Genomic DNA, 24270 nt, shown 5'->3' on the forward strand with positions numbered 1-24270 from the left:
GGCTTATTGTGTCCAATCTTTTTCAGGATTCTCTGAATTTAAATATCTGCTCTCACGAACATGTTCTTCGTCATTTTGATCGGCATCATCTTCCTCCATCCCATCTACTGTTTCTTGTTGTTCCTGCTCTTGATGATCGTCATTTGCAGGAGGCTTGAAATTTTCGTTCTCTGCTGGTGCTTGATCATCCCTTTCTATCTCATTCTGATCTTCTTCCTTTATACTACTGTTATCAGGAACTGGTTTTCGCCCATTTTGTTGTTCATTATCTTGATTTTGGTTTCCTGCTGGTTGTTTATTTTCTTGATCTTTATCAATTATTTCAACCTTTGAAGTATTGTTGCTGTTATTGATCTCTTCTTTTTTTACAGCCTTCGGAACCGACTTATTGTTTGAACCAACATCTGGAGTACGACTTCCAGTAGGTGAAGATTCTTCTTTAGGTAAATCATCGTGCTCAACCTTAGCTTTATTATCGTTGGGTTTAATCTTTTCTAAATGATTATTCCCCTGAACGGATTGCCGTGGTTGTTGCCCAAGCTCCTTTAATTCCGCAATTGATCGGCTGCGAATCGTTTCTTTACTGATGTTGTGGCCTTTGTCTATTAGATCCTTATAGCTTACATATTTATTTATTGACAGACTTGCTTTGTGGGCTTTATCTAGAGTGTTTTTATTTTCTTTTTTGATAAACACCTCGGCATCGACCTTATTATCATTAAGTGAGACCGTCAAAGCACTTTGGATATCATCATCCAGTTCATCCAAATTTCCTCTAAGCGGCACAACCGTAACTGCTACCAGCCCTTTTTTATCCGTTTTCAAATATTTCTTTTTGACAGTATGGCGGATAAATTCATCAATAAATGTATATAAATTTTCATCTTCTGTTGAGATCGATTTAATTACTTCCTGTCCATCATCATTTACAGGAATAACTTTCAGTATATTCAACTGCTTATCGATATGAACTTCAACGGAAGGGTTAATATCAATTGCGACTACATACGAATCTTGTTGAGTCTGCGAATTGAAAAGAAAATAACCGATTACAGAGAGCACCAAAATTGCAGCAAGTGATAAATATTTAATTGGCCGGAACCGACTGGTGCTTTTTTCAGAATAGGTGTAAAGCTGGCCAATCCGAGGCACACCATCTTCAGGCCAGGGAATATTTTTAAAAATACCGCCCTCGCACATTATCACCACATATTCCTGGTTCACCTCTATAACAATTCCCTGATAGATTGTATTGTTCAGCATAATTGTTCATCTCCCGCTGGAATGCTGATATATTGAGTCAACTGGCGCCATTCCGGATGCAGCCTTAGTATGATTAACGTGATTAAATATTTTCGGTGCCTTTCGACCGTTTTAATAGAATAGCCCGTTTTTTTGCTAAAGAGTGTCGCAGGCAGGCGTTTTTTCTTCAAAAAATCCTCCACCAATTCAGGAAAGCCGACAAACTGGTGTGCCATTAAAATCATTTTATCCCTTGAATCTTTATGTTTTGGAGCATAGTGCTCCAGCTCTTCAAAAAGAATATCGAATTCGTTTAAGCTCTTCTTAAACTCCAAAATTTCCTCAATCAGTTCTTTTTCCTGTAAAGTTTGCTGGTAAGATTTAAGAGATTGCTTTTCCTCACATTCTTCATCTTGATTGAGACGATCTGCCTTTTGTTCTTTTCGAAAAAAATCGATCAGATCTCTTTTGATAAGAAGATAGGCATAATTTAAGAAGCTTCTGCCTCGCTGGCTGTTATATGTATCAATTGCACGATTAAAAGCCAGTAAGCTGACACTCGCCTCTTCTTCGCTCCAGTTAATATAACGACCGGTAATATGGCCGGCCGTATTAATGATATATGGTCGGTAATGGCGAATGATTGTTTCTCTATCTATTTCGTTCCCGTTTACCGCTGCTGAAATTAATATACCAAGCTCTGAATCTTGCAACTGACCACCCCCGAATGCCTACTAGATAATCATACTTTTAAAGTTTAAAGGGGTAAAGAAGCTTTTTAAAAGTGCTTTTAATTTTCCCGAAAAGAATTCATAAGAAAATACAAATAGAAGGAGCCAGCGGCGTGGCTCCTTTGACCTTAATTTTCTCCGTCTTCTGAATGTTCTCCTTCTTCCCCGTTTTCGTTTTTATTTTGGTTTTGTTGGTCTTTATATTGCTTTTCAGCTTGTTCTTTCGCTAATTGTTCTTGTTGTTTACGAGCTTGTTCTACTTGCTGTTTTGCTAATTTTTCTTGTTGTTTGCGAGTTTGTTCTGCTTGTTCTCTTTGCTTTTTTTCTTGCTCTGCTTGTTGCTTGCGAGCTTGTTCCTCTTTTTCCCGCTGCTGCTCTGCCAGTTCTTCTTGTCTTTCACGTTCCTGTTCAGCTGCTTCCCTGGCCGCTTGTTCCTGTTCTTTTTTACCCTTTTCTAATTCCTTTTGTTTTGAAGCAGTTTGCTCTGCTTGTTTTTTATTATTTTCTGTGTTCTCAGCTATATTATTTGAATCATTTTGCTCTTCATCATCGTCGTATTGCCCTTCGTTATCTTCTTCTTCCCTGTCGTTGGAATTTCCTTCTTCATTCTGTTCTGCCAGTTCTTCATCTGCGTCTTCTTGTAATTCTTTCAGTTCCTTTGCAACTTTTTCCTGAATTTTTTTAATTTTTTTATCAGCTTCCGCCTTGGTGATTTCACCCGTTGCGAGCTTTTCTTGAATTTTGGCAAGCTTCTCTGATGCTTCCTGCTCTATTTCCGCATATTCCTTAACTATTTCAAATTCAACCTTCTGTTTCTTAATATCTTTCAGTGATTTTTCCAATCTTTCTACCGTGGCTGTATCGTTTGATTTTTTCGCTTGTTCTATCGCCTCTTCGATTAGATCTTCTTTTTGATTAATCACTTTACCAACCAGTTTGCCCAGGTCTATATTTAACTCTTTTGCTATTTGCCCAAAGCCCATATTTTTATTCTTTAATAAATCAACAATTTCTGCTTCTGTTTTTTCGCTTTCCTCAGATAGAGCAAGAACTTTTACAATTTGTCCAAATCCCAGGCCTTCTGCACGTAGTGCTTTTACCTTTTCTGTATTTAATTCCTTAACCACGCTCGCTACTATAAAAGCTTCTTTTTTAGTAGAATTCAATTCCTCTAATTTATTGTCTGCTAATAAGTCTTCGCCAGGGATATCGAGTGCAGCAGTTTGCTCCAACTCACTTGTTAACTGATCCTTTACCTCTCCGTTCAGATCCGAATCCAATACAATCTGCGCAACCTTATCGCCCGCTTCCTGCAAGGAAACTAAGTATTCATCAATTAAGTTCGTAATATATTGATCTTGATCTGTCTCGGCTATTTCAGCTAATTCCGAAAGCCGCTCCTGAGAAAATTGAAGCAATAATTCGGTTTCCTTTACATCATTAAACGCAAAAAATAACTGCAAATCTTCAGACAGCTTATCAAAGAAATAAGTAAAACTATTGTCCGGTGTGGTACCTGCTGCAACTTGGGAAAATGGTGCGTTTACTGTATCATCAGCTGGCGCTGTGTCTCCCTCTGCATAAGCCGCAGTACTAAACAATAGGCCTCCCATGAAAACTCCGCCCGAAATGAGCCGCTTGATATTTCTGTTCATTTAACTTCTCTCCTTATAAAAAATAAGAAAAGATGAAAAAGCTATTATCTTCGTCCGCACTGGTCTGGCAGCTGGCTGACATAGGTTTTACCCCGTTAGTCCCTCTAGCTTTGCGTCGCCATTTTTCAATGGTTTTGCCTTTATCAACTTTTCTAATATTCTATACGATTCCATGTCGAAATTTGAGGGGGAAATTGGCGAAATAAAAAAATTTTTATTAACTACCGTTAAAGCAGAAGTGGGTGAATTGTTGGATTATCAGATCAAAAATATAAGAACAGGAACAAAAAAACCAAAAAGTTCTGTGCGAAAAGCAAAACCTATAATGACGTACCAATTGAAAGTATCACTAAAAGGTATCCGGCCGCCTATTTGGAGAAGGATCGAAGTGCATAGCGAGTTAACCTTCCACCAGCTGCATGAAGTGATTCAAGTATTAATGGGCTGGGAAAACTATCATTTATACAGTTTTGAATATAATGATGTTTTGATTGAGCTTCCCGAAGATGAATTAGAGACTGGGTTTTTCCTTCCTAAAATGAGGGAAACAACTGATTCACGGAAAGAAAAGCTGGGAGACTGGATCCGAACAGAAAAGGATGAATTCCTCTACACCTATGATTTCGGAGATGACTGGGAGCATATGGTGACAGTAGAAAAGATCGAGCAAGTATCTGAAAAGCTTAAATACCCTGTCTGCCTAAAAGGAAAACGCGCATGCCCACCGGAAGACGTTGGAGGTATTTACGGTTATTCAGCTCTGTTACAAGCTTTTCAAGATCAGGGGGACCGGCAACTTGATCAAGAGGAAAAGGAATACATGGAGGAGCTGCGCGAATGGTATGGACCTATTGATCCGGAGGCGTTTGACATTGATCAAGTCAACCAATCTCTTAAAAAGGTTTTGACAAACAGGAAACGATAAGAGCTTGTTTTAAGAGTGGATTGAAATTTTCCACTCTTATTTTGATCATGATAGCTTTTTCCCCCAGTCTCGTTTATGCGCACTGTCTTTTTCTGGAGAGTCTAACTTAAAGTCAACTACAAAAACCAAGTTTAGCTGAAAAAGATATAGTGGACATTAAATAAACGCCCAGTAGAGAGGTGTTATTTTGTGATCTTTTTCTGTTAAATTCTTCAAAATACCCTATTAACAAACAATATTAAACCCTTTATTCATGCAAACATACGATCATTATCGAAAATCCTGTCGTTCTTTATCGAGAACTTTTTGTTTATAGAGATTACTTATCAAGTTATTATTGGATTACTAGACAAACAGGAGGTTAAGGTAATGCCGTTATTATATATGAAAGAAATCTTTACTCCTTTAAAATTGATCGGAATTAAATTCTTCATAACAAAAGAAGGCGATAAGTATATAAAAATTTGGAATAAACCTCGAAAAAGGATTTTTAGTTAATATATTTCAATATCTACGAAAAGTATAAGGATCTTTGCTATGAGATCATTGATGATTATTGGCAAGGCCTTTTTTATTTGTCCCGCTTTCGAAATCCCCGATCTATGAAAGAAAACTCAAATTTATCAAATGTATTCTTTCAAAGGCTTCGGCTCGACTTGCTTTAAGTGTGCAATTCATATTTTTAGTCAAATAAAAAGCTAGCTTAGCAACTTGGGCCAAGCTAGCAAAAACCAAATGAATTTATTCTTCTGCCCATTTTCCACTTTAGATTCCAGGTAATAGAGAGTAAGCCCTTCTTGAATAATTCCTCCCCCGTCTCTTACTCCACATTCAAAGAAGAATCCTTCTTCACCAGCTTTAAATAAATCATATAAACTATTCCGATTGCCATCCATATAAAACCGAGTTGTTTGCTGGTTGCATCAAGGCTATACCATACGAAACCGATGATAAATAATCCGATTACCGGGAATAGCAAGTGATTTAAGTAATCTTTGCTCTTTTTCTTGCGGATAAAATAATTGATGACTGAGATATGCAAGAACAGGAATGCGGTTAATGCCCCGAAATTAACAAGAGATGCCAACCCATCGATTTTAGAAGCAAAGAACACTGTCACCACTAAAGAGATTCCTGCTACTGCAAGAGTACTGATGTATGGAGTTTGGAACTTTGGATGAATTTTAGATAGAACGCCAGGAAGCTTTTTGTCACGTGCCATGCTATATAAAATCCTGGAGATAGCTGCCTGTGCTACTAATGCATTGGCAATTCCCCATGCAAGCGCTGTAGCCAGGGTAGTTGTCCACTTCAACCAGGTACCGCCTGCAATTTCAGCAATTTGGTAAAAAGCTACATCCGCATTCTCAAATGTTGTATAGTCTGGCCAAATTAAGGCTGAAACCCATGTTTGAATAATGAATAATACCCCGACGACCAATAAGGAGAAAATAACTGCACGTCCAACAACTTTGTTTCCTCCTCTTGTTTCTTCGGACAGCGTCGATATGGCATCGAAACCAAGGAAACTTAAAACAGCAATCGACACAGCACCCATGACCATTCCGATGCTAAAATTATCACGGTCATAGAGCGGTTTAAAATTAAATTCTGCTCCATTTACGCCCTTTGAGATGGCAATGATAGCGGCAATCACAAATATCGCCAGCACAATTAATTCAAGAACAACGATCACCTTATTTGCTTTGGCCGTTATTTCAATTCCAAATACATTAATGACAGTATTAATTCCAATAAATATAAGAAGCCATACAATCATTGGGACCCCAGGCACGATATCACCTAAAGCCGCAGCGCTGACTAAATACAATAACGAAGGGATTAAGATATAATCCAGTAAGATCACCCAACCGGCAAAAAAACCGACATGTTCGTTAATCCCGCGCTGTGCATAAGAATAAACGGAACCTGCGATAGGAAAGGCTTCAGACATTCTTGCATAACTTAATGCAGTAAAAATCATTCCTATCATCCCAATTAAATATGCAAGTGCGACCATTCCATTCGAACCTTCTGCGACATATCCATAAATCCCGAACGGTGCAATTGGCACCATAAAAATAAGACCATAAATTAATAAATCCCAAAACGATAAAGACCTTTTTAACTCTTGCTTATAGCCATAATCTTCAATGTTAACGTCAATTTCTGTATTTATCTGATTGGCTTGTTGAACATTCGGATCCATCCAATCTCCCCCCCTTTATATACTCGCGTACTTTTTCACGATGAAGTTTATCCAAACAGCTTTACCCCATAAGCGTCAAGTACACTTCTTGGCACAACAAATCTTGCCGTCATTAACGGATCGACAATTTGCGAAATTTGAACTTGCCCGACTGCACTCATCAGCATAGTCAACTCAGCCAAGGTTAAATCTGTATGAGGAAGTAACGTGTCTATCATTAGCTCAACTGACGCTTTGGCTGCTTCGTCTAAAGTTTCCTTTGAAACAATGACAGCAACGCCCTGTTCATTTTCTAAAAAAGGAAACGGAATAGATGTCCCTATAAGGACTTCTAACGTAACCGTTACTTTCCCTGGGATTTCGATTCCCGACACACCGATTTCCCCGTCTCCCATCGCCGCATGCAAATCCCCCAGGCCGAATAGAGCACCTTCCTGAAAAACAGGAAAATACAAGGTTGCCCCCGTGGTGATAAGAGTTGTATCCATATTTCCGCCATGTGCCCCGGGTGTTCCGCAGGAGACAGCATCTCCCTCGGGAGCTACCCCGATGACACCGATCATTGGATTTAAAGCTATTGATATTTTTTCATTAAAAATAGCTTTATTGTCTTTAATCGGAATGAGCTTTACCTGAAATTCATCAATGCGATGACCCATAACACCCAAACCAGGCCCGACTGCCATTACCCCTTGTTCACCCAGCTCAATGTTGTCAATCCTCACCTTTAATACATCACCCGGTTTCGCTCCTTCAACATAAACCGATCCTGTTGCCGGATTAATCTGATTCCAGTCAATGGCGTTTAAGCCTGTATCCTGAGATTGAATTTGGTTTTGAAAGCAATCATATGTGTCAATGATAACTTGTGTACCCGAAGAAACCGTTAGAGCTGTTTTATTACGTTTACTGAAAAAATAAAAGAATTGTTCTTTTGATAATGTTTGCACGATATTTCAGACTCCTTCCTTTTTCCTAATTATAAAAAAGAGAAGAACCCCTGTTTTGCAAAATAATAAGTTGTTTTTGTATTATTTTTATATTTTTCTGACTTTTCTAACAAAAACAACAAATAATGTTATCCCGGATAAAGCAAAACTTATAATAGGCCCAGTCATTTCTTTGAATGCAAAAGAAACCCAGCACCCTATTAAAACAAACAAAACAAGGATCAATGAAAATTCAATGCCCCACTGAACATTAGATTTTACTAACAGCCATAAAGCGAAAGCAAGGGATACAAAAAAATTGAGGTAAAAAATAAAAGTCGCATACAATGTTGGTTTAAAAACCAGCATGGTGAACATCGTCAATAAGCACAAAAAAAGGTTGAAGAAATAACTTTTTCTCACCGTGAATCGCCCCGGAAAAACCATGAAAATCAGGCTAGTCAATTTATGAAGGGAGATACCTATTCCAAGCGCAAAACTTGATAAAACGCTCACAATCAATATATATAACAAAGGAGGCGAAAGCTGTTGCGTAATGCCACTTAGTAGATCCGCCCGCTCTGTAACCGACAGCAAATACACGACGATGACTGTAACCGACAGGGGAACCGCACTCCAGCAGATCGCACTTAAGCTCACTGTTATTTTCAGTCTGTTCTTTTTCATTGATGAAAGATCCGGACTGATAAAAAAATAAACCATCAATTGTGCTGCCATAAACAACATGAAAAGGAAACAGGCAAGAATGAATGACCCTGCTCCGAAGTCAACGCTATTATTGCGTACAAAATTGAGATAGGTAGATTGAACACCATGAATGAGGTAAGTAGTGAGAGGGATCATGGTGACGCCAATAAAGAAAAACGCCATTAACCAGGCACCTACCTTTTGAATACCCTGTACCCCTCCCATTCCCGCAAACACAAAACCAAAAGATAATAGAAAAGCACTTGTCCAATACGAGGAGATATAAAATACTGATTCCATAAAGGAACAAGCCAACAAAATACTAACAATAAGCCCTTCACAACTTGCCATAAACAAGATGAAATAAAAAGCAAACCGGCCATTTTTCGTAAAAACAGTTTTAAAATAATCTTTTCTTTCCCCTGCTTTACACAGTAATACATTTAAAGATTCAATCTTTCTGCTAAACAGAAACAGAATGAATCCTCCAGATAAGGCAATTGCTAATCCTGACAGATAACTATAGTGCATCGTAAAGTAAAAAGGAATAAATAGAAAAGTTCCGGTGATTAGTTGAAAAAGCAGAGAAATGGTCCCCTTGGACACTGGAATCTTACCCTGGGTTTGCATATAATCAGCTGGACTAGTATGTTCCCCGAATTCTTTCATATGAAAAATTAATAGTGTAATGGCCAAAAACAAGATGACATACCAATCGATCATTTGCTTTGCTCCTTATAGTTAGAAGGTGTGATTCCTTCTCTCTTTTTAAAAACATTACTAAAATGATGCTGACTGGAAAAACCGACTGATTCAGCGATTCTTGTCATGCTCCAGTTTGGATGCTTCAATAATAATGTCTTAGATTGATGAATTCGATAGCTTAACAGATATTCTTGAAAGGTAGAACCTATTTCCTCAGAAAATCGCTGGCTTAAGTAAGAAGGGTGCACAGGTATTTCTTCGGCGATTTCTTGGAGGCTAAGTTTCCTGGCATAATCCCTCTCGATCCGTTTTACAGCATATTGGACATGTGCCGATTTAGCGATCACATATTGATGTTCGCTTATATATTTATCAATGACTCCATATAGTTCATTTTCAATGACGGGTTTTACAAGATAATCCAGCACTTCTATTTTAATAGCTTCCTTCGCATAGTGAAAATGCTGGTGGGCCGTCACGATCACTACTTCTAAATGATCAAATTTCCCTTTAATCTTTTTGGATAATTGAAGACCATCTTCTCCGGGCAGGTGGATATCGACAAACGCCAGTTGAATGTTTTCCTTCTCGATTATTTTCCAGGCCATCACGGCATCTTCTGCTTCAAATAGATTCCAAAAAGGAAACTTGCGCTGAATCAAAAAACGAAGTTGTTCAATTTCCAAATATTCATCATCCACGATTAGGATATTCATCCGATTCATCCCCCGGTATATACGGCCATTTAGCCTCGGCAATGGTATGGCCGTCTTTTGTTTTTCCAAGCGTAACTGAAGTAGGTAAATCAAAGATCAATTCAAATCTTCTCCGTATATTGGCAAGACCTGTCCCGCTTACAAACGATTGCTTTTTAATTACGTCTAAACCGTTATCGAGTACAGTCAGCACTACCCAGTTCCCTTGACGGGCAAGTCTTATAACACAAACTTTGTCGCCACGCCTTTTTTCTAATCCGTGTTTGAAAGAGTTTTCTACTAATGTTTGTAATGTATAGGGAGGAATTTTACATTCGATAGCCGCTGGAGCGAGATCATATTTAATATGTAGTCGGGGACCAAATCGAAGCTGTTGAACGGATATGTAGTTTTTTGTATGTTCCAATTCCGTTTTAAATGGAACAAGCACCTCATGGTCGTGGTATCGATATCGCAAAAAAAGTGCGAATTTCTCCATACCCGCTGTCATATCTCGATACCGGCCAATCCTGCTCAAAGATAAAAAAGCATTCAAAGTATTAAATAAAAAGTGCGGTTGAATACGTTCATTTAACTGCTTATATTCACTTTCCTGCAGTTCTTTTTCCAATCTAACCTTCACATTTTCAAGCTCAAGAACATCCAGCTCCTGATCAATCAGCCTCATCATAAATAAGATCACAAGACTGACAATTGGCATCAATACTCCAAGAAAGACAACAACCGTAAACATGTAACTTCACCGGCTTTTCAGATAGTTTGAATATTATTTTAAATGATAGAAGCTTTTTCGTATAGGTGGCAATAGGATTTACGTGAAGTATATGAAAAATTATCTTCACAAAACAAAAACCCTGGAATAGCTTTTCTCCAGGGTTTTGTGTATTATCAAAATTGTTAACGCATCATTAAAGTAGACAATGAATATTTTGTACCGTAGTCATATACCAGACCGGAACTCTTTAAGTTTTTAATTGTCATTTTAACTTGTTCTTCTTCAATCTCGATACCTTTTTCATGCAGTTGTATTAATAATTCCTCAAAAGTGAACATATTTGACTGAGATAAAATAATATTTGCAACCTCGAAATTTGATTTTTCCATTACAATAGACATAATTCTTCCTCCTTGAGAAATTATTTTTCTTGTTTTAAGTTATTATAAAGTTCTTCAAACAATTCCAACAATCGAACTCCAATAGCTTTCCCAATCATTTCTCGCATTTCGCTGTTAGATAATTTTCCTTTACCACATAAATATGCAAAGAATACTGGGAAGAGTGACTTATTTTGATTTAGTTCATTCTGGATATTAGAAAAATTATTTAAATTAACCATACGATTATGATAATACAGATAAGGAATTTTCTTTTCTAAACCTGTACCAAGTTGTTTAAATGCAACAATTAAATCTCTAATCCCTTCTTGTTTCACTGCAATCTCGATTGTTTCCTTCAAAATATCTTGAATATTGGAGACGGTCAAAGCCTCCATTAAAAGCATTAGGTTATATAAAAAGAAGCCCTCATTCAGAATGCTCGCTACGGATTCTTTATTATAATTATCTACTTGTTCACATAATTTATCAATAAGTTTAATTGAGGGAAGTCCTTGCAGCCTGATCTGGTTTCTTAATTGTTCAATTGGTTCACGGTTGTCTTTAATTGTCTGTATTATGGAATTGTCAATTTCACAAAAGTCATCCATTCTTTTTACAAGGCTGTAATAATTTTTGCGATTAGAAAGCAACTCCTCTAGCTGTTCTTTTATGACTTCTTCACTTGATTGATACTCAGAAAAGTACTTTTGTCGAAGTACCGTTAACAACCATGAATCATCCCATTGAATAAGAGCATTAAAATAATCTGAATCAGAAAACAACTCTTCAACAGCCCTCCATAGCCCTGATATATCAAAAGGAAGTGTATTTTCATTTTGTTGTGGGGTATCCGCCTCATCCTTATTTAAATAATCCCATGCTAGTTTCACAATCGCTTTTCCCAGTAAAGCATCAGTTTTTATTACTCGATGATGAAAAATTATATATTTATAAAGATGCCACCTCTTTGAAAAGAAATCTTCAATGGAACTTAATGTCCGCATGTCGAAGCAAAACATGTAATTTCCCAGATCGTCTTTCATTAACTTCATAGAATTTATAAGTCGATCATATTCAATTTTCCCCTTGTTCGCGCTTGAACTACAGGTATCTCTCGTAACATAATCAAGCCGATCACAATCAATTGAGCCATCAACTATTCTATGTACATTTTCAAATATAGTACCGCCATTTTCTTGTCTTTTATCTTCAAGAATATAGGTGGTGAAAGTATTCACCAACAAATAAAACAAGTGCTGTTTTGCATCTTCCTTATTGTTGATATTGTCTCTATCGTTTCGAAGAATACTTTCCAATAATCTGTCGGAAATCTGATTTCCTATTTTCTCGTGAAGGTCAATCTTCCCTTTGTTAGAAGCATATTTTTCGGTAATATCCAAAAATTTATTTTGCCTGATTGTCAGTTCTTGCTGTTCTTTAACTTGATCTATGACTTCTTTTAAGGCGTATTCAGCAATATGGCTAAAGGGTGGATGTCCGATATCGTGTAACAGAGCCGCACAACGAACAGATTGATACATTAGAGAATAAGCAAAATAATGCTCGTTCTTATCAATTGATGCCGGCAAACTGGAAACAAATAAAGGGTCATTCGGAACAATTTTCTTAAAATCGTGGATGTCAGTTTGATCTAAAAAAGCACTGAGTCTTTCACGCAGAATTCGTTGAAATTCTTTATGATTAATTGTAAGTTGAATTTCTTCGTTAATAGCGTTTAGAAACTCATATCTTACGTCGTCATTTGCATTTATTAAACTGTGTTTAAACATTTCCCCACCTAAATGTAACACACCAAGAGAGTGTGCAAACCTCTTGGTCTGGTTCGAGGGATACGTAAGATAGACAGTGGAATTTTGCAGAATGTTATGTAAACGATTAAAAGCTTGGGTGGATATAAGCTGCTTTTCTAATTTACTTATTTGTATACTTCCATGTATATTGTCAGCAATCTGTAGAACACTCTTTCCTTCCATCCATAACAAACCTCCTTCTTTTTTTTTATTCTTACTTTTTCGACAGAAAATTTCCGAATCCTGCTATTTTCCATAAAATGAAAAAATATTTTTGTAATAGGAGACTGCTAAGACTACAAGATACAACAATACTATGTAATATAGTAAAACTGAGTAGATCATATCCCGCATGAATTAATCATTTTGTAAAGCACTAGCACAAGAAAGGGCATATTTAAAAAGTATTTTTCCGACAGTGTTAAGTTAATTTTTTTGTTACAATATAATAAAAATTAGAAAAGAGCCCTGGTAGCTAGGACTCTCTCTTCAGACATATAGTTTTCACGTCAAGCACTGTCCGTTTTTCCCCATTCAAGCAGCTTTTGCTTTAGCTCGTTCTCCATGGTGATAAGATCCTGTTCTGCCTGGCGGCGTTTGTTTCGACCGTCTTCCTGGATGCGAATCGTTTCTTCCAGTGTCGAAATGAGGTTTTCCTGCGTTTTCTTTAAAGTTTCAATATCAACCAGGCCGCGCTCATTTTCCTTGGCAGCTTCAATCGTATTGGTTTTCAGCATTTCAGCATTTTTTAAGAGCAGTTCATTTGTCGTTTTCGATACTTGCTTTTGCGCTTCGACAGCATGACGCTGCCTGATTAACGTCAAGGCAATCGCAACCTGGTTCTTCCAGAGAGGAATCGCCGTTAAGATAGAAGATTGGATTTTTTCCACTAATAATTGATTTGTATTTTGAATAAGCCGAATTTGCGGAGCACTTTGCACGGTAATTTCTCGGCTAAGCTTCAGATCATACAAACGTTTGTCCAAACGATCGGCAAACTGCCTCATATCGTTGACATCCTGAAAAGCCATCTGGTCCTGTGTGGATTCCGCCTTTTTTTTCAGCTCGGGAATCGTTTTTTCATAGAGTTCCTCCAGCTTTAATTCCCCCGCAGCAATATAAACATTTAAAGCATGAAAGTACTCTTTATTATGCTCATAAAGCTTTTCAAGGAATTGGATATCCTGAAATAACGTATTTTTACTGCGCTCCAGCTTGACGGTAACGCGATCGATTTGCGCACCTGTTTTTTGATATTTTGAAAGAACCTCTTGAATTGAATTGGAAATCTTGCCGAACATCCGTGAAAAAAACGATCGCTTTTCCGGGGATAGCTCGTCCGGATTGACTTCGCTTAACCTTTTCATCAAATCGCCGAGTATTTCGCCTACCTCGCCAATATCCTCTTTTTTTACCTGCTCAAGCATCGAATGGGAAAACGTTAAAAGCTTTGACTGAGCTTGGGTACCGTACGAAATAATCGCCTGATGATTCTTTGGGTCAATTTGATCGGCAAGCTGATAGGCCTTTTCCCTGCTTTCCTGCGGGATCACATCAATGAGCCTCGTCTGTTTAGTATCATCAATTTTGACTTGAGGACTTGTGGATGTATTATCACCAAATGGATCTAAGAGCAAATCATTAAAGGCAGTACCTGGTTCTTTATGAAGCGGGGATTTTTCGTTCATCATAATCTCCTTCCATCTTCATGTCTTGGTTTTATTGTATATTTCACAACATCCAATTCATAATTTAAAGAATCAATATCATTGGACAGCACGTGGTTCAAATCCTCTTCTATCGTCCTGGATAAGTCTTTTAAGGCTGTCCGTGTATCACGCAATGTAATAGCAAGCTCTGTATTTTTGTTCGGCTGGGCTGACAAGAACGCGTACTTTTCAGCTAGTTCGACGATTGAATCCAAATGAGAATAATAAAATTGATCTGCCTGATAAAATCGCTTCGGTTCTTTTTTTGTGATCGTATAAATCCTTTTCGTGATACGGACTGTTTCAAGTGTTTGCCTGAAGGACGCGATATCTCTAACTTGAAAAAACGCCTTGCGCAATCGCTTGATTTTGGTTTTCGCCTCATCCAAGTTTTTCTTAATGTACTTATATTCTTTTCTTCCAAGCTGATGCTTTTTTAAAAATCGCGACTTTAGAGAACTTTTAACTGCTATGAAAATCAGAAAAGCACATGCGAGCGCATACATAACGGAAAGTGCAAACGTCTGGTCAAATGCAAAAAAGCTGATAAGCCATACAAAAACTGTGATTGGAAAAAGCAACATCCAATAAAGGATAAATGACAAAAATGGATTCATAAGGACCGCTCCTGACCTAGTTTCCTTAAATATATTACGATGACAATGATGCAAAGGTTTCAAATGTTAACGAATCTAAAAAAGATAAACTTAATACACCTTTACCTTTGTATGTCTAAATTATACCCGAAATCTGTCGACTATTTAAGCAGACTAGGTTTGTATTCTTTTCTAGGGCTTGAGACGTATGTGAAGGTGCTCCTTAACTGTGTGAATTGTTTTTTCTACAACAATTAAAAATAGGCTTGTAAGCAAAGAAGAGATTAGCAAAAAAAATGCTGTCAGTTTCACACCAACAGCGTTTACTTAACGATTGATAAGCTATACTATTTCAACAATTTTAAATCAGGTGATTCATTTATATTTTTGACCAGTTTTAAAATCAAAGGTTCTTTCAAATTGAAAACTTGCTTCTTTCGCATTATTAATAATAGACTTCATTTCTTTAACTATTGTTCCATGTAAAATTTCCTCCCCGCATAAAGGATTTGAACAAATCTGCGCCGGAACATTTTGAAAATAAACAGGTTCACCATTTATAAATCTTTTAACAGTCACTAATTGATTATCTACTAAAGCTGAGTGGCAGAGTGGGCATTTCATTTTTAGGTCAGCTCCTTTATTTAAAATTATTTTTTGTTTCCCAGGTGATCAAGAGGTTCTATAATTATGAAGCCATTACTTTTTTTCCGTATCTGGGGATTTTGTAAGTTACCTTGATCAAATAAATCCTAAACACTAATGCTCTTCCCCTTAAGAGCAGGTTGACTGTTCAATTTAATAGCTTCCCAAATACTTTGATCATTAATTTGAATGCTTCCTTGAAGATCCGAGATAGTCCGGGCAAGTCGGATGATCTTAATTTGTCTACGGTTGCTCCAATTTTTCTTTATGAAAAGCTGTTGCAGAATACGCTGTTGTTCTGTTGTCAGAGGACTTGTTTTTATAAGTAGGTCATAAGAAACCCTGCTATTGCATATTTCTTTTCCATAACGATCATATTGCCTGTTCCTTGCTTCTTCAACTCTTTTCTGCACTGTTTTTGAAGATTCTGTTTCTCTTCCCTTAGTTGCTTTAAAATCAACAGGCTTCAGGGAAAGATTAATATCAAATCGATCTCTTAGAGGACCTGAAAGCTTGTTTTGATAAGAGAGAATTTGCCTGGACGTGCAGGTACAATAGTGGGTATTAGAACCGGCATAGCCACATGGACAAGGATTCATAGCCCCAATTAATATAAATGAAGTTGGATATGTGATCGTTGCGCGGGTGCGGCTGATCGTAATATAGCCATCCTCAAAAGGCTGACGGAGCATATCCAATGTTTTTTTCGGAAATTCTGCAATTTCATCCAGGAATAAAACTCCACGGTGAGCTAACGATATTTCACCTGGCTTCGGATTTTGTCCACCTCCAATAATGGAAACATCTGACGCAGAATGATGCGGATTTCGATAAGGAGGAACATGAGTATGAGGATAGGTGATACCTCTTAGCTGGTATAAACTGATCATTTCGAGTTGAGCTTCGTTGCTTAAGGAAGGTAAAATGGATGAAAAGCTTTCGGCCAGCAAACTTTTTCCACAGCCGGGCGGTCCTGTCATATAGACGTGATGTTCGCCCGCAGCCGCCACTTCTAATGCACTTTTAGCATAACTATGACCTAATATTTGTTGAAAGTCTATAAAGTCAATATCGGCAACTTGTTCTTTAGTTCTGGGATAAAACGGAATAATTTCTTCTCCTGAGAGATGCTTAATCACTTCCTGCAGTGAAGAAACATAGATAATTTCCAAACCTTCAAATTCCAGTATCGGCAGCTTTTCATCAAATGGCATATATAGCTTTGTTAAACCCACCCTTTTAGCAGCCAGAACCGCTGGCAGCATCCCTTCAACAGGCTGAATAGACCCATCTAACGACAAGGCCCCAAGAAAACCAGTATGATCAGGAATTTGAACCTCTAGCTCTTTTAAGCCCAATAACACACTAATTGCCATTGGCAAATCAAACATGGGTCCGTTTTTCTTTTGTTCAGGAGGAGAAAGGTTAATAACTACCTTTTGACAGGAAAGTGAGTATCCCAAGGAGTGGAGCGCAGCAACAATCCGCTCTTCGATTCTTTTATGGATGTATCCGGCAACCCAACAATTACAATAGAATCAATCCCCACAATAGTTTTCACTTCAACATTAACTCGATAACCTTCCATTCCTTTTAACCCAATACTTGTCACTTTTGCACACATGGCTGCTCCTCCATTTCATTGATTTCCTTTTCCTCCACAAAAAGTCTGTAACAGTACGGTTTTGGTTCGCTAAAATAGGAATAAATTTTTGTTTGATCGATATGAGGGTTTTGATTGAGGTTTACAAAAGAGGGATAGCTGCTCCATTGATAATCAACTAAATTTCCAACCATCTTGGCTTGTAGGGGATTGCGATGAATATAGCGGCTTACTTCTAAAAAATAGTCATCGTTTTCAATCAATTTAGCACCATAGCGGCCCTGAAAAACATGACCGTCTATTTTTAAACGTTGATTGAAATAAATGGCATAGCGAGAATGCAAATCTTTCATAACATGCTGTACGTGATGCTGGGTAGTTTCAAGTTGGAGATGGAGGTGATTTGTCATTAGACAATAGGAGTGTAATTTAAACGGAAACTTCTTGCGGACTTCTTCAAGAATCTCTAAATATTTTAAGTAGTCTAAGTGGTCGATAAAAATGGCTGACCGTTTATTTCCCCGGGCCATAATATGATAGATCGCACCCGGATACCAAACACGGTGTTTTCTCGGCATACAATCCCTCCATGATTTTTAGTTTTAAGAACAAATGTTCTTATAAATAAAATAATAAAATACTCTATTCAAAACGTCAATAATTATCGAGTTTTTTTAAAAAAACTTACTTTATTAACGTTTTACTTTATCACTTCACCGCATGTGGGGTCAGGCCCCAAAAAAGTTATTGACGAAATTGTTCATCAATTTTAAAATAGATTATGAAAATAGTTTTCATGGAAAGGGTGATAATTGATGAGTGTTTTCTTTGAGAAGGCGCAGCGGTTTGGTAAATCATTTATGCTGCCGATTGCTGTTTTGCCTGCGGCCGGTCTTTTACTTGGAATTGGCGGTGCGTTATCAAATCCGAACACTTTGAAAGCGTATCCATTTTTGGATGTTGGCTGGCTTCAGGCTATCTTTCAAATTATGAGTGCCGCCGGCTCGATTGTTTTTGCCAATCTTGCCATTTTGTTTGCAGTCGGTATTGCGGTTGGACTGGCAAAGTCTGATAAAGGTACCGCAGGGTTAGCGGCTGTATTGGGGTATCTGGTTATGAATGCTTCCACTGGCGCAATGCTTGTTATAACTGGTAAGCTTGTGACTGAAAATCCAGCTGCTGTCGGACAGGGAACTATTCTAGGTATTCAAACCCTTGAGACCGGGGTATTTGGTGGAGCTGTTGTCGGGATTTTAACTGCATTTCTTCATACCCGTTATAACAAGGCACAGCTTCCACAATTCCTTGGGTTTTTCGCTGGTTCCCGCTTTATTCCGATTATTACGTCATTCGCAGCTATCTTTCTTGGTGTATTGATGTTTATTATCTGGCCCCCTATTCAATCCGGAATTTTCAACATCGGCGGATTGGTTGAGCAAACGGGCTATATCGGAACGCTGATTTACGGATTTATTTTACGACTGCTCGGTCCATTCGGTCTTCATCATATCTTTTATATGCCGTTCTGGACAACAGGCCTTGGCGGTTCCTTAGTCGTGGATGGAACACTGGTAGAAGGCACGCAAAAAATCTTCTTTGCCCAACTCGGTGATCCGAATACAGAGCAATTTTTCATCGGAACTTCACGGTTTATGTCCGGCCGGTTTATTACGATGATGTTTGGCCTCATTGGGGCAGCACTAGCAATCTATCATACTGCAAAACCCGAAAATAAGAAAAAAGTCTTTGGATTAATGCTTTCAGCTGCGTTGACTTCTTTCTTAACCGGGATCACTGAACCGATCGAATTCTCGTTCTTGTTTATCGCGCCGATCCTGTATGTCATTCATGCCTTTTTTGATGGTCTCGCTTTTATGATGGCCCATATATTCGAAATCACAATCGGCCAAACATTTTCAGGCGGTTTTATCGATTTTATTTTATTCGGGATCTTACAGGGTAATGAAAAAACAAACTGGATTTACGTGCCTATGATTGGAGCTGTCTGGTTTGCACTTTATTATTTCACCTTCCGATTTGCGATCTTGAAGTTTAAGCTGCAAACCCCTGGCCGCGAGCAAGAAAACGATTCAAACCTGGGTTTAATTGATTCAAGCGAAAGAGCAGCAATAATCACGAGTGCGCTTGGTGGAAAAGAAAATATCAGTGATCTTGATTGCTGTGCTACAAGGCTTCGTGTCACCGTCTTAGATCCTGCACTTGTTTCCGAGGAGACTTTGAAGCAAACCGGTGCGAGGGGAGTCATTGTAAAAGGAAATGGGGTTCAGGTTATCTATGGCCCTCATGTTACCATTATTAAAAATGAAATAGAGGAATTGATAGGAGCCTAACTCAATGCAGACAACTATATTACAACAAGTGAAAAACAACTTAATTGTGTCATGCCAGGCACTTCAAGACGAACCCCTGCACAGTTCGATGATTATGGGGAGAATGGCTTTAGCCGCACAACAAGGCGGTGCAGCAGGAATCCGCGCCAATACAAAAGCTGACATCGAGGAAATTAAGAAAACGATCAACTTACCGATTATCGGGATCGTAAAACGGAACTATCCTGATAGTGAGGTTTTCATTACACCAACAATGCCGGAAATTGATGAGGTGGCTGCCTCCGGGAGCGAAATGGCTGCCCTTGATGCAACTAATAGATGGCGGCCAAATGGTGTGAAGCTTTCTGACTTAATAAAAGAGGTTAGGGAAAAGTATCCTCACCTTCTATTAATGGCGGATATTTCAACTGTAGATGAGGCGGTAACAGCAGAAGAATTTGGGTTCGACTGTGTGTCAACCACGTTAATCGGCTATACAAATGAAACAGAAGGCCAGAAAGTTTATGAGAACGATTTTGAAATATTGAAAAACATCGTGAAATCAGTGAAAATACCGGTTATCGCCGAAGGAAGCATTCTAACTCCTGAAATGGCAAAACGCTGCCTTGAAGTTGGCGCGCACTCAGTTGTTGTAGGCGGGGCAATAACAAGACCACAGCAAATCACTCGGAGATTTACCGAGTATATGAAAAAGAGTTGACGAAGAAAACTCCCGGATTTTTTCGGGAGTTTTCTTATTGCCCTTCTTCTCGCATGGCATGAATAACGTTCAGCGTTTTGTCCCGTTTTGCGCGCAGATCTTCATCCTCAAGAAGCAGCAAAGAAATGACATCCAGCACATAAAGAATCGAAAGCTGGCTATTAATAAATTGATCATCATTTAAGATTTTTGTACTTGAAGTGAAAAGAACTTCTTCTGACAAATTCGTTAACGGGGTGTGATCATGATTTGTGATGCTGATGATTTTGCCCCCATTCTGTTTCGCGATTCCGGCAGCTTTAATAATTTCTTCTGTATTTCCAGAGTTGGAGATGCAAATAACAAGATCTTTCTCACCTGCAAGGGAACTGCCCATCAACATCATATGAGGATCAATGACGGCGTCTACAATAAGACCCATCCTCATGAGACGGTATTTCAGTTCAAGCGCCGTTAATCCCGAACTTCCGATTCCAAAAACGAGGATTTTTTCGGCTTCTTTGATCATTTGTACAACAGTCGTGACTTGGTCTCTATCAATCAGAGATACAGTTGAATCGACTACCTGCTGATAAAAACTCTCAACCTTTCCAAAACTGTTCTTATGATCCTTAGCCCCTTCAATCTCCCTGTTCAGCATCACTTTAAATTCCATAAAGCTGCTGCATTCAATCTTTTTACAAAAACGGGTAACCGTCGAAGTAGAGGAATTTGTCTTCACGGCTAAATCCTTAATATTAATATTTAAGATCGAGCCTTTATTCTCCAAAATATAATCTGCAATTTCCTTTTCTTTCGCCGAAAATTGCGGGTAATTAATCTGGATTTGATCCAACACATTGTATTTTTTCATATATACCCCTCTGGACTTAGTTTCTCTCCTCCTATTATCTCAAAATATTCGTTAAAGTTGAAATACTACCGTCCTTTTACAAAAATGCTCTGGTAGTTTAAATGTTAAGTTGCTCTGTCGCATAGTCTATTAAGTTACTCAAGGTTTCACTTTACTTACCTGCGTTTAAAACCCCAAAGGTAACTTTTGGCATCAGGTGTATTCAACTGGAATAATATGGACGTCAAGGATACTAAACTCATTTTCATGATTACTGTTCCTGTAGATAAGTGCCGGCAATGAGCATTTAAACATGTTGCAAAATATATAGCTAGAAAGCTAATGAACGAACAGTTCAGATCGTCGCTAATTAATGGAAAATCTGTTGATGAGGATTATGATGGTTGTTGGAAGAAATCAATAAAAAAATCCTCTTAATCTAAGAATTAATTAAAGAGGATTCATTCTTGATGCGGCAGCAAAAAAAGTCGAAGACCGCATAAAAAATATAGATGATGTTTCCTCAAGCTAGAGAACACTACTTTTAATTAAAATAACACTGACTAATTTATCCCTAAAAAGAAAAGGTCTTTTTCGCAGCCAAAGCTTTTTAATGAAGAACCAATTATTTAAAGAAACCATCATCTTTCTACTTTATTAAGACACGTCACTTCATTACTAATGGTGCAGGGTGCAATCTATTTATTCTGTTATTAATTCATTTGTATGGCTTGAATAAAAGCAGTAATCCACAAAACAAGTGACAAACATAAAAGAAAAGGTGAAGCGATAACCAAACTTCGTTGAAACCAACTATTTTCCCAAAAAATTCTTGTTATTTCATCTAATACAAAAAAGGTAAAAGCAATGAAACAAGCAATGGTTGCAAATCCACTATCTCCAAAATAAAAGATACCGGCAAATCCCATATGGATGAACAATGAAGACAATGCTCTTTTCATTTTGGTATTTAATCTCTTTGTTAAGATTTCAGACGCTAATGAAATAGGAAGAGCATAAAGAAATAAAAACGGGAATACGAAAAGCCATCCACTCAAAAATTCTGTAAAGGAAGTTAAATCACCCAAAGTAAATACAAATATTGAAGCCAGTAAAAAAGCAATAGGAAGCTTTCTTCTAATCATTGGAATCTCCTATAAATATTAAAATATCTTTTACTCATTATAACCGATTATAGCAATTCCTCTTATACCTTGTTTGTATTCCAACTTAACTAGCCCGTTTTTTCAATAGATAGTGAATTGTAGTAGACTCTATCCTCATTTTACTCTTGTGCTCGTTGAAAAAGCGATACCTGAATGAAGTGTACACACTTTAGTTGTACAAACATTCTAATACTTTTAACGTTTCTTTTAAGGAATGAGTTCGCGTCTCACCCACTCATTCTGGCTGCCCAATGCTCCCTCCGTTACCAAGGCATGAATATGGGCATTGGATTTAAGCTTCCGACCATAGGTGGGGGTCACCGTGATCACTCCCACGTTTAGATTTCGCTTTTTGCTCCTCTTTTGATAGAGTACTGAAACCAACCTGAGCGACGACCTGTTTGATTAATTCATTTAATTTTTTGCGGCTTCAAAAATGACCTTTCGCAATTTCCTAGGTATGTAAACACATGTGACGATGCGGCACATCAAAGATCATTTCCTGTTGGTTATGTTACCAGTCGTCCGTGTAGTTCTTACCCGCACTTATGATAAAAACGACTCTTATAAAAAAAACAAACAAAAACAGGCTTAGGAACTCCTTCTTATCCTGTACTGTACATTGATATCGAGAATAACCTAAATCAGTCGTCCCATCACTAATCGCTTTCTCAACGGTTTCTTTAATATCGGTTTAATGATCCCGCTTTTTCGTTGTACTTATCCCAATTCTCCGGCATAAATATATGAACCGCTTTATCGTACAGTTATCCATAAGTCGATTTTTATAATTTCATAACAATAAAGAACGGGAGCTCTCCTTTTCGATTTATCATAGTATAATAATTTATGAGATGGACGTTCTAGGGAAAAGATAAATTAAGGAGTGAGACTTGCGTTGAGAGAGCCATTATTTTTCAAGCCAGTTTTTAAAGAAAGAATTTGGGGTGGAGAACAGCTTACCTCATTTGGTTATGAGATACCATCCAAACAGACGGGCGAATGCTGGGCGTTCGCTGCCCATCCGCACGGTCAAAGCATTGTTAAGAATGGTCCATTTAAGGGGTTAACATTAGGGGAGCTATGGGACAACCATCAAGAGCTGTTCGGAAATGTTGGTGGCGACCGCTTCCCATTATTAACGAAGATTTTGGATGCAAATGACGATCTTTCCGTTCAAGTCCACCCTGATGATGAATTTGCCAAAAAACACGAAAACGGAGAACTCGGTAAAACAGAGTGCTGGTACATCATTGATTGTGAAGAAGGGGCTGAAATCATCTTTGGCCACCACGCACAAACCAAACAAGAATTTATCGAAAAGATCGAGGAAGGAAAATGGGATAAGTTATTACGAAGAGTTCCCATTAAACCAGGTGAATTTTATTTTGTACCAAGCGGAACGATCCACGCGATAGGCAAAGGAACTCTTATACTGGAAACCCAGCAAAATTCGGATACAACCTACCGTGTCTATGACTATGATCGCAGAGACAACGATGGAAACTTAAGAGAGCTTCACATCGAAAAATCGATTGAAGTCACCACGATTCCTTCGCATCAACCTGAAATCAATCCTGAGAAAGCAATGGTTGACGATTTAAAAATCACTACCTTTATTGAAGGAGAATATTTTACAGTACATAAGTGGGATTTAAATGGGCACACTGCACTACAGCAAACGAAGTCTTTTCAACTTGTTAGTGTTCTTTCCGGCGAGGGGATTTTAGAAGCGAATAACGCACGTGTTTCATTTAAAAAAGGGGATCATTTCATGCTGCCTTTTGACTTCGGATCTTTTAAATTAGAAGGAAATGCGGAGTTTATTGTATCGCATTTATAAATGAGACATCGACTACTAGATACAAACTAGGTGATGTAGAGTAGAAAACAGGAATTAGATATTGTCTTCTTGTCCTCGGGTTTCAGGGTGTTCCAC

General features: G+C 38.0%; 23 protein-coding genes and 1 riboswitch. Of the genes, 4 read left to right on the plus strand and 19 right to left on the minus strand.

The features are described 5' to 3' along the window. Positions 1 to 3: 3 nt before the first annotated feature. The 3 genes from CVD23_RS11985 to CVD23_RS11995 all read right to left on the minus strand — a co-directional run bounded on the left by CVD23_RS11985 (position 4) and on the right by CVD23_RS11995 (position 3628). Positions 4 to 1263, minus strand: a complete 1260-nt coding sequence (locus tag CVD23_RS11985; RefSeq protein ID WP_101666146.1) for an anti-sigma-I factor RsgI family protein — start codon at positions 1261 to 1263, stop codon at positions 4 to 6. Continuing rightward, complete coding sequence (locus tag CVD23_RS11990; protein ID WP_101578704.1) at positions 1257 to 1955, minus strand: sigma-70 family RNA polymerase sigma factor; 699 nt, start codon at positions 1953 to 1955, stop codon at positions 1257 to 1259. The genes CVD23_RS11985 and CVD23_RS11990 overlap by 7 nt, the downstream gene beginning before the upstream one ends. A gap of 146 nt (positions 1956 to 2101) precedes the next feature. Further along, entirely contained in the window at positions 2102 to 3628 is a 1527-nt protein-coding gene (locus CVD23_RS11995) for a DUF5667 domain-containing protein (protein WP_101666147.1), read from the minus strand. Between the two features lie 63 nt (positions 3629 to 3691). Beyond that, positions 3692 to 3777, minus strand: a riboswitch (cyclic di-GMP riboswitch). Between the two features lie 176 nt (positions 3778 to 3953). Here CVD23_RS11995 and CVD23_RS12000 point away from each other — a divergent pair. Beyond that, on the plus strand, positions 3954 to 4553 hold the full coding sequence (locus CVD23_RS12000; protein WP_101666167.1) for a plasmid pRiA4b ORF-3 family protein: 600 nt from the start codon (positions 3954 to 3956) through the stop codon (positions 4551 to 4553). 820 nt (positions 4554 to 5373) lie between these two features. On the opposite strand, the gene CVD23_RS12005 is transcribed toward CVD23_RS12000, so the two are convergent. From CVD23_RS12005 to CVD23_RS12060, 13 genes are all read right to left on the minus strand, one after another. Beyond that, positions 5374 to 6762 carry an APC family permease gene (locus CVD23_RS12005; protein ID WP_101666148.1) on the minus strand — a complete coding sequence of 463 codons (1389 nt, stop codon included), beginning with the start codon at positions 6760 to 6762 and terminating at the stop codon, positions 5374 to 5376. A 47-nt stretch (positions 6763 to 6809) separates the two neighbouring features. Further along, entirely contained in the window at positions 6810 to 7712 is a 903-nt protein-coding gene (locus CVD23_RS12010; protein ID WP_374702635.1) for an acetamidase/formamidase family protein, read from the minus strand. 87 nt (positions 7713 to 7799) lie between these two features. Beyond that, positions 7800 to 8699 carry a hypothetical protein gene (locus tag CVD23_RS12015; protein ID WP_142382896.1) on the minus strand — a complete coding sequence of 300 codons (900 nt, stop codon included), beginning with the start codon at positions 8697 to 8699 and terminating at the stop codon, positions 7800 to 7802. 419 nt (positions 8700 to 9118) lie between these two features. After that, positions 9119 to 9820 carry a response regulator transcription factor gene (locus tag CVD23_RS12020; protein WP_101666151.1) on the minus strand — a complete coding sequence of 234 codons (702 nt, stop codon included), beginning with the start codon at positions 9818 to 9820 and terminating at the stop codon, positions 9119 to 9121. Further along, positions 9798 to 10553, minus strand: a complete 756-nt coding sequence (locus CVD23_RS12025) for a sensor histidine kinase (RefSeq protein WP_101666152.1) — start codon at positions 10551 to 10553, stop codon at positions 9798 to 9800. Before CVD23_RS12025 ends, CVD23_RS12020 begins: the two co-directional genes overlap by 23 nt. 164 nt (positions 10554 to 10717) lie before the next feature. Next, a complete protein-coding gene (locus tag CVD23_RS12030; RefSeq protein WP_101578708.1) occupies positions 10718 to 10936 on the minus strand; it encodes a hypothetical protein in 219 nt (72 codons plus the stop codon). 20 nt (positions 10937 to 10956) lie between these two features. Further along, complete coding sequence (locus CVD23_RS12035) at positions 10957 to 12912, minus strand: HD domain-containing protein (protein ID WP_101666153.1); 1956 nt, start codon at positions 12910 to 12912, stop codon at positions 10957 to 10959. 326 nt (positions 12913 to 13238) lie between these two features. Next, on the minus strand, positions 13239 to 14420 hold the full coding sequence (locus tag CVD23_RS12040; protein ID WP_374702636.1) for a toxic anion resistance protein: 1182 nt from the start codon (positions 14418 to 14420) through the stop codon (positions 13239 to 13241). Next, complete coding sequence (locus CVD23_RS12045) at positions 14417 to 15055, minus strand: 5-bromo-4-chloroindolyl phosphate hydrolysis family protein (RefSeq protein WP_101666155.1); 639 nt, start codon at positions 15053 to 15055, stop codon at positions 14417 to 14419. The genes CVD23_RS12040 and CVD23_RS12045 overlap by 4 nt, the downstream gene beginning before the upstream one ends. Before the next feature lie 354 nt (positions 15056 to 15409). Then, positions 15410 to 15658 carry a YgiT-type zinc finger protein gene (locus CVD23_RS12050; RefSeq protein WP_101666156.1) on the minus strand — a complete coding sequence of 83 codons (249 nt, stop codon included), beginning with the start codon at positions 15656 to 15658 and terminating at the stop codon, positions 15410 to 15412. A 128-nt stretch (positions 15659 to 15786) separates the two neighbouring features. Continuing rightward, positions 15787 to 17142 carry a YifB family Mg chelatase-like AAA ATPase gene (locus tag CVD23_RS12055; protein WP_308314936.1) on the minus strand — a complete coding sequence of 452 codons (1356 nt, stop codon included), beginning with the start codon at positions 17140 to 17142 and terminating at the stop codon, positions 15787 to 15789. Continuing rightward, entirely contained in the window at positions 17112 to 17303 is a 192-nt protein-coding gene (locus CVD23_RS22710; RefSeq protein WP_308314937.1) for a hypothetical protein, read from the minus strand. Before CVD23_RS22710 ends, CVD23_RS12055 begins: the two co-directional genes overlap by 31 nt. Further along, on the minus strand, positions 17288 to 17860 hold the full coding sequence (locus CVD23_RS12060) for a transposase (protein ID WP_101666157.1): 573 nt from the start codon (positions 17858 to 17860) through the stop codon (positions 17288 to 17290). Before CVD23_RS12060 ends, CVD23_RS22710 begins: the two co-directional genes overlap by 16 nt. Before the next feature lie 237 nt (positions 17861 to 18097). Between CVD23_RS12060 and CVD23_RS12065 the strand changes: the two genes are divergently transcribed. Both CVD23_RS12065 and CVD23_RS12070 read left to right on the plus strand, forming a co-directional pair. Then, entirely contained in the window at positions 18098 to 19633 is a 1536-nt protein-coding gene (locus CVD23_RS12065) for a maltose/glucose-specific PTS transporter subunit IIC (RefSeq protein WP_101666158.1), read from the plus strand. 16 nt (positions 19634 to 19649) lie between these two features. Further along, a complete protein-coding gene (locus CVD23_RS12070; RefSeq protein WP_101666168.1) occupies positions 19650 to 20333 on the plus strand; it encodes an N-acetylmannosamine-6-phosphate 2-epimerase in 684 nt (227 codons plus the stop codon). 34 nt (positions 20334 to 20367) lie between these two features. Here CVD23_RS12070 and CVD23_RS12075 read toward each other — a convergent pair whose 3' ends face one another. The 3 genes from CVD23_RS12075 to CVD23_RS22885 all read right to left on the minus strand — a co-directional run bounded on the left by CVD23_RS12075 (position 20368) and on the right by CVD23_RS22885 (position 22667). Next, complete coding sequence (locus CVD23_RS12075) at positions 20368 to 21186, minus strand: MurR/RpiR family transcriptional regulator (RefSeq protein ID WP_101666159.1); 819 nt, start codon at positions 21184 to 21186, stop codon at positions 20368 to 20370. A gap of 692 nt (positions 21187 to 21878) precedes the next feature. Then, positions 21879 to 22310 (minus strand): hypothetical protein, encoded by a 432-nt coding sequence (locus tag CVD23_RS12080; protein ID WP_101666160.1) that lies wholly within the window; start codon positions 22308 to 22310, stop codon positions 21879 to 21881. A gap of 228 nt (positions 22311 to 22538) precedes the next feature. After that, complete coding sequence (locus CVD23_RS22885) at positions 22539 to 22667, minus strand: transposase (protein WP_374702637.1); 129 nt, start codon at positions 22665 to 22667, stop codon at positions 22539 to 22541. A 562-nt stretch (positions 22668 to 23229) separates the two neighbouring features. Here CVD23_RS22885 and manA point away from each other — a divergent pair. Beyond that, complete coding sequence (manA, locus tag CVD23_RS12090) at positions 23230 to 24174, plus strand: mannose-6-phosphate isomerase, class I (protein WP_101666162.1); 945 nt, start codon at positions 23230 to 23232, stop codon at positions 24172 to 24174. The last annotated feature ends 96 nt before the right edge of the window (positions 24175 to 24270 follow it).

It is taken from the genome of Bacillus sp. V33-4, from assembly GCF_002860225.1.
Lineage (GTDB): Bacteria > Bacillota > Bacilli > Bacillales > Cytobacillaceae > Bacillus_BJ > Bacillus_BJ canaveralius.